The sequence below is a fragment of the Actinomyces urogenitalis DSM 15434 genome (assembly GCF_000159035.1).
Classification (GTDB): Bacteria; Actinomycetota; Actinomycetes; order Actinomycetales; family Actinomycetaceae; genus Actinomyces; species Actinomyces urogenitalis.
In genome coordinates this window covers 850,792-867,633 of sequence record NZ_DS999574.1, presented here as the reverse complement: position 1 = coordinate 867,633, position 16,842 = coordinate 850,792, and the positions used below count along the sequence as shown (strand labels likewise).

At 66.5% G+C, this 16,842-nt stretch carries 13 protein-coding genes; 3 read left to right on the top strand and 10 right to left on the bottom strand.

Annotation, left to right across the window (positions count from 1 at the left end; all coding sequences use genetic code 11):
- The first annotated feature begins 183 nt into the window (after positions 1–183).
- Positions 184–1,749, top strand: coding sequence for a TrkH family potassium uptake protein (locus HMPREF0058_RS03715; protein WP_006548348.1), 1,566 nt, complete (start codon positions 184–186; stop codon positions 1,747–1,749).
- Positions 1,750–1,801: 52 nt separating this feature from the next.
- Positions 1,802–2,470, top strand: a complete 669-nt coding sequence (locus HMPREF0058_RS03710; RefSeq protein ID WP_006548347.1) for a potassium channel family protein — start codon at positions 1,802–1,804, stop codon at positions 2,468–2,470.
- Between the two features lie 133 nt (positions 2,471–2,603).
- On the opposite strand, the gene lacZ is transcribed toward HMPREF0058_RS03710, so the two are convergent.
- The 4 genes from lacZ to HMPREF0058_RS03690 form a co-directional block, all read right to left on the bottom strand.
- Positions 2,604–5,669, bottom strand: a complete 3,066-nt coding sequence (gene lacZ / locus HMPREF0058_RS03705) for a beta-galactosidase, LacZ type (protein WP_006548346.1) — start codon at positions 5,667–5,669, stop codon at positions 2,604–2,606.
- Positions 5,669–6,481: a carbohydrate ABC transporter permease gene (locus HMPREF0058_RS03700; RefSeq protein WP_006548345.1), complete on the bottom strand. Its 813-nt coding sequence runs from the start codon at positions 6,479–6,481 to the stop codon at positions 5,669–5,671. Before HMPREF0058_RS03700 ends, lacZ begins: the two co-directional genes overlap by 1 nt.
- On the bottom strand, positions 6,474–7,430 hold the full coding sequence (locus HMPREF0058_RS03695) for a carbohydrate ABC transporter permease (protein WP_006548344.1): 957 nt from the start codon (positions 7,428–7,430) through the stop codon (positions 6,474–6,476). Before HMPREF0058_RS03695 ends, HMPREF0058_RS03700 begins: the two co-directional genes overlap by 8 nt.
- A 102-nt stretch (positions 7,431–7,532) precedes the next feature.
- The gene (locus HMPREF0058_RS03690; protein ID WP_034235232.1) at positions 7,533–8,843 is read right to left on the bottom strand and encodes an ABC transporter substrate-binding protein; all 1,311 of its coding nucleotides are present in this window, start codon (positions 8,841–8,843) and stop codon (positions 7,533–7,535) included.
- A gap of 226 nt (positions 8,844–9,069) precedes the next feature.
- Between HMPREF0058_RS03690 and HMPREF0058_RS03685 the strand changes: the two genes are divergently transcribed.
- A complete protein-coding gene (locus HMPREF0058_RS03685; protein WP_006548342.1) occupies positions 9,070–10,101 on the top strand; it encodes a LacI family DNA-binding transcriptional regulator in 1,032 nt (343 codons plus the stop codon).
- Positions 10,102–10,116: 15 nt separating this feature from the next.
- Here HMPREF0058_RS03685 and HMPREF0058_RS03680 read toward each other — a convergent pair whose 3' ends face one another.
- The 6 genes from HMPREF0058_RS03680 to HMPREF0058_RS03655 all read right to left on the bottom strand — a co-directional run bounded on the left by HMPREF0058_RS03680 (position 10,117) and on the right by HMPREF0058_RS03655 (position 16,748).
- A complete protein-coding gene (locus tag HMPREF0058_RS03680; protein ID WP_081449147.1) occupies positions 10,117–11,187 on the bottom strand; it encodes a LacI family DNA-binding transcriptional regulator in 1,071 nt (356 codons plus the stop codon).
- A 59-nt stretch (positions 11,188–11,246) separates the two neighbouring features.
- A complete protein-coding gene (locus HMPREF0058_RS03675) occupies positions 11,247–12,137 on the bottom strand; it encodes an NAD(P)-dependent oxidoreductase (protein WP_006548340.1) in 891 nt (296 codons plus the stop codon).
- A gap of 232 nt (positions 12,138–12,369) precedes the next feature.
- Complete coding sequence (locus HMPREF0058_RS03670) at positions 12,370–13,335, bottom strand: aldose 1-epimerase family protein (protein WP_006548339.1); 966 nt, start codon at positions 13,333–13,335, stop codon at positions 12,370–12,372.
- A gap of 179 nt (positions 13,336–13,514) precedes the next feature.
- The gene (locus HMPREF0058_RS03665; RefSeq protein ID WP_006548338.1) at positions 13,515–14,456 is read right to left on the bottom strand and encodes a carbohydrate ABC transporter permease; all 942 of its coding nucleotides are present in this window, start codon (positions 14,454–14,456) and stop codon (positions 13,515–13,517) included.
- Positions 14,446–15,390, bottom strand: a complete 945-nt coding sequence (locus HMPREF0058_RS03660; protein ID WP_024034428.1) for a carbohydrate ABC transporter permease — start codon at positions 15,388–15,390, stop codon at positions 14,446–14,448. The genes HMPREF0058_RS03665 and HMPREF0058_RS03660 overlap by 11 nt, the downstream gene beginning before the upstream one ends.
- Positions 15,391–15,410: 20 nt before the next feature.
- Positions 15,411–16,748 (bottom strand): extracellular solute-binding protein, encoded by a 1,338-nt coding sequence (locus HMPREF0058_RS03655; protein WP_040319679.1) that lies wholly within the window; start codon positions 16,746–16,748, stop codon positions 15,411–15,413.
- Positions 16,749–16,842 lie beyond the last annotated feature (94 nt).

The following is a 16,842-nucleotide window of genomic DNA, read 5'->3' as shown; positions in this document are numbered from 1 at the left end:
CGCCGCAGGCGCGCAACCCGAAGCGTCAGCGAGGTCACTATATCGTGTGCCCCACCCGCCGCACACGTTGTCAGCGCCCCCTGGCGTCACAGGCGTCGCATTTCACACAACCTGCCCCATCAGCCGCTTGCGCCACGCGCGTCATTCCTCTCCCTCCAGCGCCGCATCGGTAAACAGGCCACAATGGCGGCTGTGTCATCTCAGAGCTCACCGTCCCGCGCACCCCGCGGTGCCCGCCGTGCCGACGACGAGCCTCGCCTCGCCCGCGGGTGGCGCGCGCCGCTGCCCCTGGCCGGGTTACGGCGTCGGGATGACCGCCCTCGCCGGGTCAACCCTGAGCTGGTCTACCACCGCCACGTCGACGACGAGCAGGGCTGGCTGCGGCGACTGGTTGCACGGCTGCAAGTGCGGGCCCGGGTCGAGCGCGCCGCACGCTTCGCCCCGGCCAGACTGGCTGTGCTGGTCTTCGCCTCCATCATCGTGGCGGTCACCGCCCTGCTCAGCCTGCCGATGGCCACACCGGCCGGCAAACCCGCCGCCAGCTTCGTTGACGCGCTGTTCACCGCCACCTCCGCCGTGTGCGTGACGGGGCTGAGCACCGTGGACACGGCCACCGCCTGGTCAACCTTCGGTCAGGGAGTCATCATCCTGGGAGCCGCCGTCGGCGGCCTGGGCATCATGACCATGGCCTCACTGCTGTCCTTCGCCGTCTCGCGCCACGTGGGTCTGACCCAGCGCATGCTGGCCGCCACCGAGAACCAGTCCCGGCTGGGCGACGTCGCCTCCTTGCTTCGCGCCGTCATCTACACCGCGCTCGGCGTCGAGGCCGTCCTCGCCCTCATCCTGCTGCCGCGCTTCCTGACCCTGGGCCTGGATCCGTGGCACGCGCTGTGGTACGCGGTGTTCATGTCAGCCTCGATCTTTAACAACGCTGGCTTCGTCATCATGCCGGAGGGGCTGGCCCCCTACGCCTCGGACTGGTGGATGTGCCTGCCGATCATCATCGGCACCTTCGTCGGGGCGACCGGTTTCCCGGTCATCCTCGACGTCATGCGCCACCGCCGTCGCCCACGGCTGTGGACGCTGCACACCAAGCTCACCCTGACCACCTACCTCGCGCTGACGGTGCTCTCCTCGCTGACCATCGCCGCCTTCGAGTGGACCAACCCGCAGACCTACGGGCCTCTTTCCATGGGAGGCAAGCTGCTGACCGCGCTGCTCAACGGCGTCAACGCCCGTTCCTCCGGGCTGTCGACTATCCCGCCCGAGCACATGCACGAGGCCACCTGGTTCCTCCAGGATGCCCTGATGTTCATCGGTGGAGGATCGGCCTCCACGGCAGGCGGAATCAAGGTTTCCACCTTCGCCGTCCTGCTCCTGGCCGTGGCAGCCGAGGCGCGAGGGGACCAGGACATCGAGGCCTTCGGGCGCAGGATCACCCTGCCGACGGTGCGCCTGAGCGTGGCCGTGGCACTCATCGGTTCGGCAGTGGTCGGGATCTCCACTCTCCTGCTGCTCCAGCTCACCGACCTGTCCCTGGACCGCATCCTGTTCGAGGTCATCAGCGCCTTCGCCACGGTCGGCCTGTCCACCGGTATCACGCCGATCCTGCCCGAGAGCGGTAAGTACGTCATCATCGTGCTCATGTTCGTCGGGCGCGTGGGCACGATGACGGCCGCGAGCGCGCTGGCGATGCGGGAGCGGCGCCGGGTCATCCGCATGCCTGCTGAGCGTCCGCTCATCGGCTGAGCCGCCAGGCGACTATCCTCTAAGCAGCACCGTTCCCCTCCAAGGAGTACTGATGGCACCCTCCGTCGACCGTACCGACTCCACGCTGGTCATCGGCCTGGGGCGCTTCGGCTCGGCCGTTGCTGCCACGCTGGACAAGCTGGGCCGCGAGGTCCTCGCTGTGGAGTCCAACCCGGCGATTGTGCGCCAGTGGAGCGGACGCATCCCACTGGTGGAGGCCGACGCAACGGATATGGAGGCCCTGGAGCAGCTCGGGGCCACCGAGTTCGGCACCGCCGTGGTGGGGGTAGCCACGTCCCTGGAGGCCAGCGTGCTCATCGCAGGCAATCTCGTGGACCTGCAGACGCCGCAGATCTGGGCCAAGGCCATCTCACGGGCCCACGGACGCATCCTGCGGCGCATCGGCGCCCACCACGTGGTCTACCCCGAGTTCGACGCCGGCCAGCGCGCCGCCCACCTGGTGTCCGGACGGATGCTGGACTACATCGAGATGGAGAAGGGCGGCTTCACGATCGTCAAGATGCGTCCGCCCTCGGAGCTTCACGGCTTCACGATCGGTGAGTCCAAGGTCCGCTCGCGCTACGGCGTCACCGTCTTCGGACTCATGAGCCCGGGCGAGCCCTTCGAGTACGCCACCCCGGACACGCTGGTCTCAGCAGAGGACGTGCTGGTAGTCGGCGGCGACGCCACGCTCCTGGAGCGCTTCGCCAACCGGGCCTGAGGAAGGCGGCGCCTGGCGGCCCACACCCGCCGTTGCCGCCAGGTCATGGCCGTAGGAGACGAGGTGGTCGTCGTCGGTGCGTCAACAGCCGACGACGACCACCTCCTCTCCGTCAACAACGGCGACCAGACGCCTACATCACCCCGCGCATCGTGAAGCGGAACTCAAGCGGGCCGCTGGGCAGGCGGTACTCCGGGTGCGTCCGAGATCCCCATGAGTCGTCCCCACCCACGCCCCGGCGCATAAGCGCCGGACGCAGGACGGTGCGGCCCGTCGTCGGCAGCTCCCACGGGTGGCGGGCGTTGTCGATCTCGAAAGGCGTCCAGGGCAAGGCGGACAGCTCCATCGGCGAGCCAGGATCACAGCGCAGCTCCAGCCCGCGGCCACGCTCGTCCGTCACTCGCGCCCAGCGCACGCCGGTGTGAGAGCCAGACTCCTGTGGCGTGAGGTAGCCAGGCAGCTGTTCGCTGACCTCGGAGGTCCACACACCCAGGCGCGCTCCCCCACGGCGGTCGACGTAGCACTCGTCAGGCCCCTCGCCGTACCAGGTCAGGGTGCTCAGGGTCCCCGGCACCTGAAGGAGAGTCGACATCTCCGGCAGGTCCGGGACCTCGCCCACCGGGTCGAGGACCTGTGTGACCCCCACCGTGCCGTCCGCCTCGACCCGGTAGCGCATCGTGCAGGTAGACCCGGCAAGCCCCGCCAATTCGTAGACGAAGGTCACCTCGACGGCGTCATCCTGGCGGCTGACCGCAGGGATCACTCCCTGGCGCACCGGTCGTGAGAAGCGCGAGGCCAGCAGCCACGCCCCCTCCTCGAAGGGACCGGAGTAGCCACGCTCGTTGGCCGTCGGAGCGTGCCAGAAGCAGGGCGTGACCGGAGCGTTGAGGAGCTCATGGCCTCCGTCACGACTGCGTCCGAAGCGGTAGGACGTCAGCGCCCCGGTAATCCGGGAGAACAGGACGTCGAACCCGTCTGCGTGCACGCCGACGTTGTGTCCCCCCTCCACCAGGGTCAGCGCCCCGGACCGCGGCTGGTCGACGACGAGGGGGCCCCGCCCCCTCTCGGCAACGGCACCTGCCGAGCCGCCCGGCGCCACCTCGACCACCGCCTGGTCCCAGGCCACCTCGTGGCCCGCCAGTGCCCAGGCGGTGTCCTGGCGCAGGCGGAAGGAGACGGTGATGGTGTACTCACCGGCATCCTCGGGCACTGACAGCGGCAGCTCATACGTGGCGCTGTGGCCCGCACGTACCTGAGTGTCCAGGACGGCCTCGGCCAGCTCCCTTCCCTCGCGGGCCAGGCGCACCCGGCACTCGAAGGCCTGCGAGCCGGTGAACAGGTACCTGTTCGTCACCGTGACCAGATTGCCGTGGATCTCGGCTGACAGCCCCTGGTAGACGTGGGCCACCTCAGGGATCTTGGGTGAGGGCGTGTGGTCGGCGTAGAAGATGCCGTTGCCGCAGAAGTCGCCGTCGTGCGGCGCCTCCCCGCAGTCCCCGCCGTAGCCCCAGTAGGCCGTGCCATCGGGCGCAGTCAGCCGGATCGCCTGGTCGGCGAAGTCCCAGATGAACGCGCCCTGGAACAAGGGCTCGCGCTCAGCCAGGTCCATGTACTTGTCCACCGCGCCGAAGGAGTTGCCCATGGCGTGGGCGTACTCGCACAGGATCATGGGCTTGGAGCGGTTGGTGGCCAGGAACTGCTCCACCGTGGCGGCCGGGGTGTACATCTGGCTGACCACGTCAGTGGTCTCAGGACGCCGTGGGTCCCAGTGGACGCCCTCGTAGTGCACGGGCCGGGAGTCGAGCTGCCGGAAGAGGTCCGCCATCGCCGCGATGCCGTCGCCCCCGTAGGACTCATTGCCGCACGACCACATGAGGATGCTGGGGTGGTTCTTGTCGCGCTCGTACATCGAGCGGGCACGGTCAAGCACCGCCTCGAGCCACTGAGGCTGGTCCCCCGGGATCGAGTCCGCCAGCTCCAGCTGTCCCTGGAGGATCTGGTCCCACATCGAGTGGGTCTCCAGGTTGGTCTCGTCAATGACGTAGAAGCCGTAGCGGTCACACAGCTCGTACAGGAAGCTGTTGTTCGGGTAGTGACTGGTGCGGATGGCGTTGACGTTGGCGCGCTTGAGGGCAATGAGGTCAGCCTCGGTGCGCTCGCGGGTCATCACCCGCCCCTGCTCACCGAACTCGTGACGATTGACGCCACGGAAGACGATCCGCTGGCCGTTGATCGTGAAGACCCCGTTCTCCAGCACGAAGCGGCGCAGACCGACCTTCTGAGGGACCACCTCGCTCAGCCTGCCCTCGGCGTCCCAGACCCGCAGCGTGAGGTCGTAGAGCTGAGGATCCTCGGCACTCCACAACCGAGGCTGGTCCACCTCAATGGACAGGGTCCCTTCCTCGTCACTCTCCAGCTCACCGACCCCCTCAAGGTGGGCAGTGACCCGAGCGGATCCCTCGACGGCGGTGCGCACGCTCACGCGCGCCGTGGACAGGTCCGGGGCCACGCGCACTGAGGTCCGCAGGTCCGCCAGGTGCGCAGCCGGAAGCCTGCGTAGGTAGACCGAGCGGAACAGGCCCGAGAAGCGGTAGAAGTCCTGGTCCTCCAGCCACGAGCCCGAGCACCACTTGACCACGCGCAGCGCCAGGCGGTTGGCACCCACGCGCAGGTAGGGCGTGAGGTCGAACTCCGAGGGAGTGAAGGAGTCCTCGCTGTAGCCCACGTAGCTGCCGTTGAGCCAGACGGTGACGCAGGACTCCGCGCCCTCCAGCCGCAGCACCAGCCGCTCGCCGTCCTCCAACCCTCGTTCCAGGGTGAAGGAACGCACGTAGCTGGCAACGGGGTTGAAGTCCCTCGGAGCCGCTCCAGGCTCAAGGGCCTCGTGCCCGTCCCACGGGTACTGCGTGTTGGCGTACTGAGGGCGGTCGTATCCCAGCATCTGGATGTGGGCCGGGACCGGAGCGTCATCCCACATCGTGACGTCAACGTCGTCGCGTTCGAAGCCCTCGGGCGCAGTGGCCAGATTGGCGCTGTAGGCCAGCTTCCACACCCCGTCCAGGCAGGTCTCGAAGCTCGACTCGCCTCGCTCCACCTCTGCCTGGCTGGCGTACCAGCGGTGGTCCGAGTGCGCTGGAAGGCGCCGCTCAGCGAAGAAGGTCGGGTCAGACAGCTGCTCGTAGCCGACGACTCGGTTCATCACTTGACTGCCCCCATGATTCCGTTGGCGAAGGAGCGCTGAAGCGCCAGGAAGACGACGACGGCCGGCAGGGAGGCGATGAGGACCGCCAGCATGAGCACGCCGTAGTCGGTGACGTAGCCGGCCGCCAGGTTGGACACCAGCATGGGCATGGTCTGGTACTTGACGTTGACCAGGATGATCTTGGGCCACATGAAGTTGTTCCACGCGGCCATGAAGGTGACCACGGCCGCGGCGGCGTAGGTGGACTTCATGGTCGGCATGTAGATGCGGGCGAAGATCGCGATCTCGCTCAGGCCGTCAAGGCGCGCGGCCTCCAGGACCTCGTGCGGGAAGGATCGCGAGGCCTGGCGGAAGAGCAGGATGAGGAAGGGCGTGGACACCGTGGGCAGGATGACCGCCCACAGGGAGTTGACCAGCCCGACCTTTCCGAACAGCTGGAACAGGGGGATCATCGTTGCCGCGAAGGGGATCATCATCGCCAGCAGCAGGATCGCCATGACGACGTCCTTGCCCTTGGAGTGGTAGATCTCAAAGCCGTAGCCCGCGATGGAGCACACCAGGAGCGCGAGCACCGTGGTGAGCACGGCGATCGCCGCCGAGTAACCCAGCGCCGGGTAGACATTGCTCAGCTCCTGCATCTTGGCGAAGTTGTCGAACAGGTGGCTACCCGGCGTGAGCTTGGAGGACAGCACCTCGTTCGAGCTGTTGGTCGCTGAGACCACCATGAAATACAGCGGGAAGACGGAGGCCAGCGAGGCCACAACGAGAAAGACGTACTTGGGGACCTGACGCAGTGAGGACTTACGCATCACGCTTGTCACCAACCTTCATCTGGATGAGCGCGAGGACCGCGACGAGGATGAGAATGACGTAGGAGATCGCGGAGGCGTACCCGAAGTTCGGGCTCTTGAGGAAGGAGAGCTCGTACAGGTAGTGCGACATCGACATCGAGGTGTACGCCGGGCCTCCCTTGGTCAGGTTCCAGGACTCGTCGAAGAGCTGGAGCGTGCCGTTGGTGGACATGATCGCGGTCAGCAGGATCATGGGCTTGAGTTGGGGGACGATCACGTGCCAGAAGGCCTGCCAGGAGCTTGCGCCGTCGATCTTGGCCGCCTCGATGGTGGCCATGTCGATGTTCTGCAGGCCGGCGAGGTAGAAGACCATGTTGTAGCCGGTCCACCGCCACAGCAGTCCCAGGATGATGACCATGCGGGCGGTGCCGGCCTGCCCGAGCCAGTTGATCGGGTCGTCAATGATGTGCAGCCCCATGAGCATGTCATTCATGAAGCCGTCGTTGGCGAACAGCGTGCGGAAAACCAGCGAGTAGGACACCAGTGACACCGCGCAGGGCAGGAAGATCGCGGTACGCCACAGCCCTTTCCAGCGCAGCTTGGGGTCGTTGAGGATGACCGCCAGCACCAGGGCCAGCCCGAGCATGATCGGGACCTGGATGATGAGGTAGATGAAGGTGGTCTTCAGCGTCATGATGAAGGTCTCATCAGTGAGCAGACGCTGGTAGTTGCTCCACAGGGGCTCGGCGTAACTCAGACGCGCGCCGCGCCCGGTCTGCAGGGACAGGAGGAAGGCCTGGAACATCGGCCAGAAGCTCATGATGGTGATGAGCGCCGCGGCCGGGATGATGAAAACCCAGCCTGTGAGGTTGCGACGGCGCTCAGAGCGCGTGGCGCGAACCTTGACCGGCTGGGGGTGCTTGTCTCGCCTGAGCCCGGTTGCCGGACTCGTGACTGCTGTCGTCATTGACAATCCGTTTCTTCTACGACGGTTGCGCTGGGCGCACGGAGGACGGGAACCGCCTCAGGGGCGGGGCGGAGTACCCACCCCGCCCCTGAAGCGCGCCACTCACCCCATGGCGAACTTGGTGGTCTCCTCAGCAGACTTCAGGGCCTCGGCGGGGTCAGCCCCGCCCACGATCTGGGTCACTGCCGCAGAGATCGCGTCACGGCCCTCGTAGTAGTAGACCCCGGTGTTGATCGAGGGAACCTTCTTGCCGAAGTCGACGACGTCGGCGTAGACGGTCTGGCCGCCGTAGAACTCCACCGGCTCGTTGTAGACGGCGGACTTACCGGCCGGAATCCAGTTCGCGATCGCGCCGGAGGAGGACAGGATCGTGTCGTAGAGCTCGGTGGAGCCGGCGAAGGTCGACTTCAGGAAGTCAGCGGCCAGGTCGTAGTTGGCGTTGGAGGAGATGATCCAGGACGAGCCACCGTTGGCGCTGTAGTTGGTCGCCCCGTCCACGCCGTCGATCGCGGGCAGGTTGGTCACGGCCCACTTGCCGGACTGCTCGGTGGCGGTCTGGATGGAGCCGGAGATCCACACGCCGTTGATCGTGCCCACCACCTGCTCGCTGGTGAAGGAGGCCACGTACTCGTCCCAGGAGTTGACCTCGATGACCAGGCCCTCGTCCACCAGCTGCTTGTAGATCTCGGTGGCCTTGAGCAGGACCTCGTTGTTGGCGATGTTGACCTCACCGGAGTCAGTGAAGATCGAGGACCCGGCAGACTGGATCATCTCCATGATGAAGTCGGAGGCACCGGCCGTGCTGGAGAGCATGGGCTTGCCAGCCTTGGCCTTGACCTCCTTACCGATCTCAATGAACTTCGACCAGGTGATGTCCGTCAGGTCGTCGATGGTGTACCCGGCCTGCTCGAGGAAGTCGGTGCGCCAGGCGCCGATCGAGGTGCCGGCGTCGAAGGGCAGGCCGTAGTGAACGTCCTCGTAGAGGGAGTAGTTGACCACGGACTCGGGGAACTCGCTGAAGTCAATGCCTGACTTCTCGTAGTCGGAGAAGATGTCGGGGTAGCCCTCGATGTTCTTCTGCGTGGCCATGTTCTGCATGAGGAAGATGTCAGGCAGCTGGTCGAAGTCCTGGGACTGCGCCAGCGTGGTCAGCTTCTGCTGGACGTCATCCCAGGCCATCTCGGTGATCTCGAGCTTAAAGTCCGGGTGGTCCTTCTGGTAGATCTTCTCCGCCTCCTGCATGGCGTAGATGTTGAAGGCCGGATCCCAGGCCCAAACCTTGAGCGTGCTGCCAGAGGAGCCGCTTCCTCCACCGGATCCGGAGTCGCCGCCGCCACAGGCGGCAAGAGTGGCGGCGCCGGCAACGGCGAGCGAACCAACGAGGACCGAACGACGGGTCAGAAGTCGAGACATGTCCATCTCCTCCTTGAGATGTGGGGTGGTGGCAGCCTCCTCACTCTTTTGCGGGAAGACTGTTTACGCTCACAATGTAACTCGTCACACAGCCACGAGCAACCTTCTACGATGAGTACCGGACGTTCTTCACCCGTCGGCAACAAGCCGAAGACAGCGCCACAAAGCGCTCCCCAACCCCGAATCTCCGCGAAAAGCGACATATCCTCACCAGGGAGGCTCCACAATGACCAGCCGCCGCAACCGCGCGGTATCCATGGCCGACGTCGCCGCGAGGGCTGGAGTGTCAACGCAAACAGTGTCCCGGGTCACCAACGGGGTCGGCGCCGTGGCCCCAGCCACGCGCGAGCGGGTGCTCAGCGCGATGCGGTCCCTGGGCTACCGCCCCAACGCCGCCGCCCGGGCGCTCAAGCGCGGCAGCTTCCGCTCCATCGGTGTGGTCATGTTCGACCTGACCAAGACCGGGAACGTGGCCACCCTCGCCGCGATCTCCGACGCCGCCACGGCGCTGGGGTACACCGTCACTCTCGTCACCGAGCGCTCACGTACCTCAGCCTCCGTTTCCAGCGCTTTCACGCGCCTGCAGGAGATGGCGGTGGACGGCCTCGTCCTCGTCATCGACTCCATCCCCGACGACGGCCCCTCCTACCGCCTTCCCCGCACACTGCCGCTGGTGGTCCTTGACTCCACCGTCGTGCCCGGCCACGCTCGGATCGACACGAACCAGACCGAAGGAGCCCGGCTGGGGGTCGAGCACCTGATCGAGCTCGGCCACGCCACTGTGCACCACCTCGCCGGCCCGCTCACCTCCTCCATCGCGCGTCAGCGCGAGGCCTCCTGGCACCAGGTCCTGCTCAGCCACAACCTCCAGGTCCCGCCCGCGGTCTACGGAGACTGGACGTCGCTGTCCGGCTACCGCGGGGCCGCGAGCCTCCTGGAGGACCCAGGTTGCACAGCCGTCTTCTGTGCCAACGACGAGATGGCCATCGGGCTCATGCACGCAGCCCAGGACGCCGGGCGCAGCGTGCCCGGAGACCTGTCCGTCGTCGGCTTCGATGACATCCCCCTGGCCGGTGACGTCACTCCACCTCTGACAACCGTGCACCAGGACTTCACCGAGATGGGACGTGCCTGTATCACGCGCCTGGCCACGATGATCGCCACTGACGAGTCCGACACCGCTACCCAACTCATCCCCACCTCGCTGGTCGTGCGCGCCTCAACGGCGCCGCCGCGCTCGACGGCGCGTACCAGCTGAGCCCGACCGGCTACCTCAGCGCCCGCTCGAGGCACGCACCTGCAGCTGAGGTGCGATCGAGTGCGCGGAGCCAGCCTCGCCGTCGAGAGCCCTGAGCGCCACCTCCAGGCAGACTCGGCCCAGCTCGTCAAAAGGCTGGCGCACGGTGGTCAGCGCCGGACGCAGGAACGCCGCGCCCTCGATGTCATCAAATCCCACTACGGCAACCCTCCCCGGCACCTGGACGCCCGCGTCCCTCAGAGCCGCGAGCAGTCCGAGCGCCATGAGGTCGTTGCCGCAGAAGACGGCGTGCGGGAGGCCCTCGTCCGCCAGGCGCCGCCCCAGGGCGTAGCCACACTCGGGGCTCCAGTCACCGACCAGAAGCTCAGGCACAGCCAGCCCTGCGTCCTCCAGCGCCCCACGCCATCCGCGCACGCGCGCCTCGGCGTCGTACCAGTCCTGGGGCCCGGCCAGGTGGACCACCTGCTCGCGGCCAGTTTCCAGCAAGTGGCCGACGGCGAGCCGGGCACCCAGGTCCTGATCGACTGAGACCACGTGCATCCGCGCCGTCGGCTCCAGGCCGTCAGCAACGACGACAACGGGCAGCGCCGCCGCAATCTCGCGTAGGGCGTCTGCGGCCCAGTGCTGGGAAGCCACCGCAATGACGGCGTCAACCCCCCGGGCGACGAAGAAGCGCAGCACCCCTTCCAGACCGGCCCGGTCCGCCTCTGGCAGAGAGGCAACGAGGCAGGCGTACCCGGCGGCCCGGGCCGCCCCCTCGATGGCTGAGGTGGTGGAGGCCGGCCCTTGGAACCCTGAACCGGTGGTGACCACGCCGATCATCCGGGTGGAGTCAGTCACCAGCGCACGCGCCGCGAGGTTGGGCCGGTAGCCCAGCTCCTTGATCGCGGCCTGCACGCGTGCCAGCGTCTCCGGCCGGACGGAGTCAGGACGGTTGATAACGCGAGAGACCGTCTGGTGCGAGACACCCGCAGCCCGGGCCACGTCCATCATCCCGGGGCGACGACCGTGAGACGCCGACGTCGTCCCGGCAGGCGTCTGCTCACGAGTGCCACGCCCGCCGCCAGATCGTCTCGCTCCCGTCATAGCCCTATCTTGCCCTGGCTACGGCACGATCCGGGCACCGACAGGACCGTCACCCGCCCTCAGGCCCGAGCCTGTCCCAGCAGGTAGGCCGCGAGCGCGGAGTCGTCCTCCGCCTCCAGGCCGGCCGCCTTGGCCACCCGGTAGAGGTTCTCCGCTGCGCTGGCCACCGGCGTTGGCAGCTGGGCCACGCGGGTAAGACTTCCGACGATGCCCATGTCCTTGAGAATGACGTCCAGGCGCGAGCGCAGCTCAGGGGTACGTCCCTCCATCTGCTCCACCATGCGCGGACCGCGGTCAGCCAGCATGAAGGAGGCTGCGGCGCCGGTACCCATGACCTCGATGCAGCGCATCGGGTCCAGGCCTAAGGTCTTGGCCATCGCCAGCGCCTCGGCGGCCGCGGCGGTGTGGATGCCGCACAGGAGCTGGTTGACAGCCTTCATGTTCTGACCGGCGCCGCACTCCCCCATGTCCACGAGGTGAGAGCCCAGCGCCTGGAGCACCGGACGCGCCGCCGCGAGCGACTCCTGACTGCCTCCCAGCATGATGAGCAGCTCACCGTCGCCGGCTCGCACCGCCCCGCCGGACACAGGGGCGTCCACCAGCCCGACACCGAGGGCAGCCAGCCGAGTCTCCATGTCCAGGACGCACTCGGCACCGACCGTCGAGGTCACGACGACGACGCTGCCCTGCTTCAGGGCCTTAGCGGCGCCATCCGTTCCGAAGAGGACCGCCTCAACCTGGGGCGCGGAACGAACGGCGATGACCGCCACGTCAACGTCCTTGGAGGCCTCCGCGGCGCTCACGCAGGCCTGTGCGCCGGCCTCCTGCGCCAGGTCGCGACGCGCTTGGAAGGGGTCAAAGGCCTTGACCGAAAAGTCCTGAGCCAGGTGCGTGGCCATCGGCAGCCCCATGGCCCCCAGTCCGAGTACCGCGACCGTCACATCCGTCATCGTGCTTCTCCGCTTCCTTGTGGAGCTCGTATGTCAGCCGTTCCGCTTCCTTGCCGAAACGCCGTTAGTATGACGATACTACTTATTCGTGGCGCAGCACCCTTTACCACCGCACGTGTTCGCGCCTTTCCCCGCCCAGCCCGGGCGGTACCGCGTAGACAGACCGCGAGCCACCGAGCCGAAGCAGCTCGGTGGCCCGCAACAGGTCTGTCTCAGTGAGGCTGCGCCCGCCTCAGTCCTCCTCGAAGAGGCGGTAGGTGAACTCGTGGGACTGGCCCACCTCCAGCGTCACCAGGTCCGTACCCGAGTTGAAGGCGTTGGGCGGGCAGGTCATGGGCTCGACCGCGACTCCACACCGTCCCAGGTGCTCGCCCGAATAGATCTGCACCCACGGCACGTCAGAACTCATGACGGCGGTATGTCCGCCCTCACCGCCCGTCAGGCGCACCTGCCACTGGCCGTCAGGAAGGCCGGTGTAGGCATTGTCCGTGGAGGTCTGTCCCACGAGACGCCCCTCACGCCAGTCCCAGTCGGTTCCCGCGATCTCGCGCTCGCCGGCCGGTGCCATCGTGTCCGGCTCCACATCCAGGACCCGCTCGGCCGGAACCGTCAGCACGCACTTATCCAGCGCGACGCCACGGGTGAGGTAGGGGTGGCAGGAGACGCCGTAGGGGGCGGGTGCGAGCACGCCGTCGACCTCCGGTGCTCCGGCCACGTTGGCCGCCGGTGCGGCAGCGGCACCAAGGTTCGTTGACGTCGTGGTGACTGTCAGGCCCCGCTCGGCGTCCAGGGCGAAGCAGACCGTGACCTCCAGGGCCCAGGGGTAGACGTAGGAGGGCATGAGCGTCAGCTCCAGCGTGACCTCGCTACGCGGCCCAGCGGCGTCATCCTCGCCAGTCTCCGAGGCCACCTGGAAGTCACACCACCCCACGAGCCCGTGCAGCGCCGAGCCGGTGTCAGGCTCGTTGCACGGGACAAGGAAGTCTGCGCCGGCGTAGGTGTAGGTGGAGTCCTTGATGCGGTTGGGCCAGGGCACCAGAGTCTTGCCCTGCCACGCGGCAGGAAGAGTCCGCTCGGCATCGAAGGGGACGACGACGTCTCGACCCTCGCGGCGTAGGTGGACGAGCGTGGCGCCCGAGGTAGCAATGCGAGCCTCGTAGGGGTCGGCAACCAGGTCGATGAGCTCTCCGTTGATCATGCTGCTCCTCGCTAGCAGTGGAATGGCGCCAGGCGCCGGGTCGGTATGGGGTCTCGCGACGTCGCGTGAACGCTCACGATCCTAGTCTGCGCGACGAGGGCGAGGGCTCATGGGCTGGTGCCGGAGCCTGCCCGCAGGCACCGGCACCAGGCATGAGCCCCCGCCCTCATGGGCTGGGCCTACTGGCCACCCAAGCCCGTGGTTGCCACAGCCTTGATGATCTGGCGCTGGAAGACCATGAACAACAGGGTCAGCGGCAGCGCCGCGATCATGGCCGAGGCCATGGTCTGGGCATAGATGATGCCGTAGGCGTTCTTCACCGTGGACAACCCGACCGGCAGGGTCATGAGGTCAGGGTTGTTGGTGACGATGAAGGGCCACATGAAGTTGTTCCATGCTCCGATGAACACGAAGATCGCTACCGCCGTCACGATGGGCCGTGAAATCGGCAGGATGACGTTCCAGAACAGGCGCCAGTTGCCAGCACCATCCACCCGGGCAGCGTCCTCGACCTCCTGGGGCACCTGGTCAAAGTACTGCTTGAAGATGTAGACCATCATCGGAGCGATGGTCTGGGGCAGGATGACACCAGCAAAGGTGTCCACCAGGTTGAGGGCGTCCATCTCCTTGAACAGGGGGACGATGAGGATCTGGCCCGGCACCATGATCAGCGCGATGGTCAGCAGGAACAGCACTCGCCGACCGGCGAAGACCGTCCGGGAGAAGGCATATCCGGCCAGGGCGCAGATGATGACCGTCAGCACCGTGACCGCAGCCGCGATGAGGAAGGTGTTACCCATCCAGGTAAAGACCTCACCGCGTTCGAAGACCACGCGGTAGTTCTCCAGGGTGAACCCGCCTTCGGGGAACCACCTCAGCGGCAGGGACTGCGCCTGGTTCTCGGTCTTGAGCGAGGTGTCAATCGCCCAGGCCAGCGGCAGCAGCCAGCTGGCGGCCAGGAAGGCGAGGATGGCGAAGGCCACCACCCTGGCCACCTTGGACTGCCCGAGCAGGAGCCCTCGGGTACGACGTGTCTCAGCCCGACGCTCCGCCCGGGAGCGAGCCATCTGGGCGAGCCAGGGGTGGGTCGATGCGGAGGTGGAGATCGTCTCAGCGCTCATTGTTCTTGCCCTTCCGCGAACGGGTCACCATCTGGAAGACCACCGTGATGACGATGACGACGGCGAAGAAGATGTAGGACATCGCCGAGGCATAACCCATCCGATAGTTCGTGAAGCCGGTGTCATAGATGTACTGGAGGATCGGGCGGGTCGAGCCCTCAGGCCCGGAGCCGCCGTTGAAGGCGATGAACATCTGGTCGAAGATCTTCAGCGACGCGATCACCTGCAGCGTGGCCACGAGCACCGTGGTCCCGCGCAGCTGAGGCAGGGTCACCGACCACAGCTTGCGCCAGAATCCTGCGCCGTCGACCTCGGCGGCCTCGTAGAGCAGGTCCGGGATGGCCTGGAGACTGGACAGGTACAGCAGGAAGTTGAAGCCCACGGTCCACCACACGGTGAGGATGACCATGGACCACATGGCGACGTCGACATCCGTGAGCCAGCCGACCTTGTCCAGGCCCATCTGCTCGATCCAGTAGTTGATGAAACCGACGTCAGAGTTGAACAGCCAGGTCCACACCTGAACCACGACGGCCACCGGCAGCAGGTAGGGAGCGAAGAAGGCCAGGCGCCAGAACCACTGGCCGGGGATACCGATGTAGACCAGGAGGGCCATGACCAAGGCGATGAGGACCAGCGGGATGGTGCTCATGACGGTGAAGGCCACGGTGTGCCCCAGGGTCTGCCACATGGTGGCGTCCCCGAAGGCCTCGACGTAGTTGTCCAGGCCGACCCATCCACCGTTACCCATGAGGGACTGCTCGGTGAAGGACAGCCACAGCCCGTACAGGATCGGCAGGATAAGGAAGAGGGCCGCAACGATGAGGAAGGGCACGAGGAAAGGCAGGCCTGAGCCCAGCCGCTTGACGGAGGACTGAGAGGCCCTTGCAGCCTCAGCGTGACGCGCTGAGCGCGAGGAGGTACTGACTGACATGATGCGTTGCTCCTCGTCTCTCAGGCGGGCGGATTCTGGGCGAGCATGGCATCGAGGCGATCCATAAGACCGTCCACGGCCTGCTCGGCCGTCAGGGAGTGGGACAGCCAGCACGACTGCATGACCTCAGCCACGCGCGCCTGGAAGTCAGCTCCGGAACCGGTGAACCAGGAGGCCGGCTCGAAGACCGCCTCGTCCATGGCGTTGGCGTAGTGAGACTGCGGGACCAGATCCTGGTACTCGGCCGAGTCCGTAACCTCCAGGTTGGCGGGAGTGTGTCCACCGCCAGCCCAGTCAAGGGAGTTCTTAAGCATCCCGGCAACCACCTCGTACGCGGCGTCTCGGCGCGTCTCATCCACCTTGTCCTGGTGCGGCAGCACGAAGGTGTGGCAGTCGCCAAAGGTCGCCGGCGTGCCGAAGATGGTCGGCATCGTCATGACGTCAAAGGGGATCTCGGCCTTCTTGAAGGAGGGAAGCTCCCAGTTACCCATGAAGGTGATTCCGGTACGTCCCGTCGAGAAGGAGGCGATGGCACCGCCGTAGTCCATATCCGGATCGGCGATCTGACCATCGAGCATGTCAGCGATGAACTGAGTGACCTCCACAGCCGCCTCACGGTCCAGGTCAGCCTTCTTACCCGGGGTGAGAGTCGCCGTCGCCCCGGTCTGGTAGTACAGGCCCCACCACATGCGGCACACCTGAGCGCCGTCGCCGGTGTAGCCGTAGGAGATGCCCTGCCCACCGGTGACTGCCGCCAGTGCGCGCCCGGCCTCCAAGAAGGCCTCGGGCGAGTCCAGCCCACTGGGCTTGCCGCTGGCGTCCAGCAACCCAGCCTGCTCGCACAGCTCGGTGTTGTAGAACATGAGGAAGGCGTGGAAGTCCAGGGGAACGGCGAACTGCTTGTCGTTGACGAAGCACTTGTCCCACAAGGCGTCGGAGAACATGTCCCGGGTGATGCCGTGCTCGGCGAGCCGGTCCAGATCCCAGGTGTCAAGCAGACCGCCGGGGGCGTAGCCCACCACACGCGTTGCGTGCATGACGGCGAGGTCTGGCGAGCGCCCACCCACCGAGGACATCGCGAGCTTGGTGTAGTAGGGGCCTCCCCAGGTCAGTACCACCGGATCAATCTCGATCCCAGGGTTCTGGGAACCGACGGTGTTCATCATCTCCTGGAAGACGCCACCGTCACCTCCTGTGAACAGGTGCCACAACTGGACCTTGGTACGGTCCTGCGCCGAGGCGTTGGAGCAGCCCGACAGCAGCCCTCCTCCCGCGACAGCGGCGCCGCCGAGCATGGCAGCGGTCAGGAAGCTGCGCCGGCTCGGCATTCCCCGGCCGGGGACCCAGAGCTGACTCATCATTGACCTCCTCGTCAATGAGTGCTGATAAGGATGTGTGTCGCGCAGCGTTCTTGCGCGCGACTGGCCGGTGCTCGTCGGGGGTGGGGACGCT

Excerpts from the sequence above, each read along its gene's own strand:
- HMPREF0058_RS03715 (WP_006548348.1), top strand. The coding sequence starts at position 184 with ATGGCGGCTGTGTCATCTCAGAGCTCACCGTCCCGCGCACCCCGCGGT.
- HMPREF0058_RS03710 (WP_006548347.1), top strand. The coding sequence starts at position 1,802 with ATGGCACCCTCCGTCGACCGTACCGACTCCACGCTGGTCATCGGCCTG.
- lacZ (WP_006548346.1), bottom strand. The coding sequence starts at position 5,669 with ATGAACCGAGTCGTCGGCTACGAGCAGCTGTCTGACCCGACCTTCTTC.
- HMPREF0058_RS03700 (WP_006548345.1), bottom strand. The coding sequence starts at position 6,481 with ATGCGTAAGTCCTCACTGCGTCAGGTCCCCAAGTACGTCTTTCTCGTT.
- HMPREF0058_RS03695 (WP_006548344.1), bottom strand. The coding sequence starts at position 7,430 with ATGACGACAGCAGTCACGAGTCCGGCAACCGGGCTCAGGCGAGACAAG.
- HMPREF0058_RS03690 (WP_034235232.1), bottom strand. The coding sequence starts at position 8,843 with ATGTCTCGACTTCTGACCCGTCGTTCGGTCCTCGTTGGTTCGCTCGCC.
- HMPREF0058_RS03685 (WP_006548342.1), top strand. The coding sequence starts at position 9,070 with ATGACCAGCCGCCGCAACCGCGCGGTATCCATGGCCGACGTCGCCGCG.
- HMPREF0058_RS03680 (WP_081449147.1), bottom strand. The coding sequence starts at position 11,187 with ATGACGGGAGCGAGACGATCTGGCGGCGGGCGTGGCACTCGTGAGCAG.
- HMPREF0058_RS03675 (WP_006548340.1), bottom strand. The coding sequence starts at position 12,137 with ATGACGGATGTGACGGTCGCGGTACTCGGACTGGGGGCCATGGGGCTG.
- HMPREF0058_RS03670 (WP_006548339.1), bottom strand. The coding sequence starts at position 13,335 with ATGATCAACGGAGAGCTCATCGACCTGGTTGCCGACCCCTACGAGGCT.
- HMPREF0058_RS03665 (WP_006548338.1), bottom strand. The coding sequence starts at position 14,456 with ATGAGCGCTGAGACGATCTCCACCTCCGCATCGACCCACCCCTGGCTC.
- HMPREF0058_RS03660 (WP_024034428.1), bottom strand. The coding sequence starts at position 15,390 with ATGTCAGTCAGTACCTCCTCGCGCTCAGCGCGTCACGCTGAGGCTGCA.
- HMPREF0058_RS03655 (WP_040319679.1), bottom strand. The coding sequence starts at position 16,748 with ATGAGTCAGCTCTGGGTCCCCGGCCGGGGAATGCCGAGCCGGCGCAGC.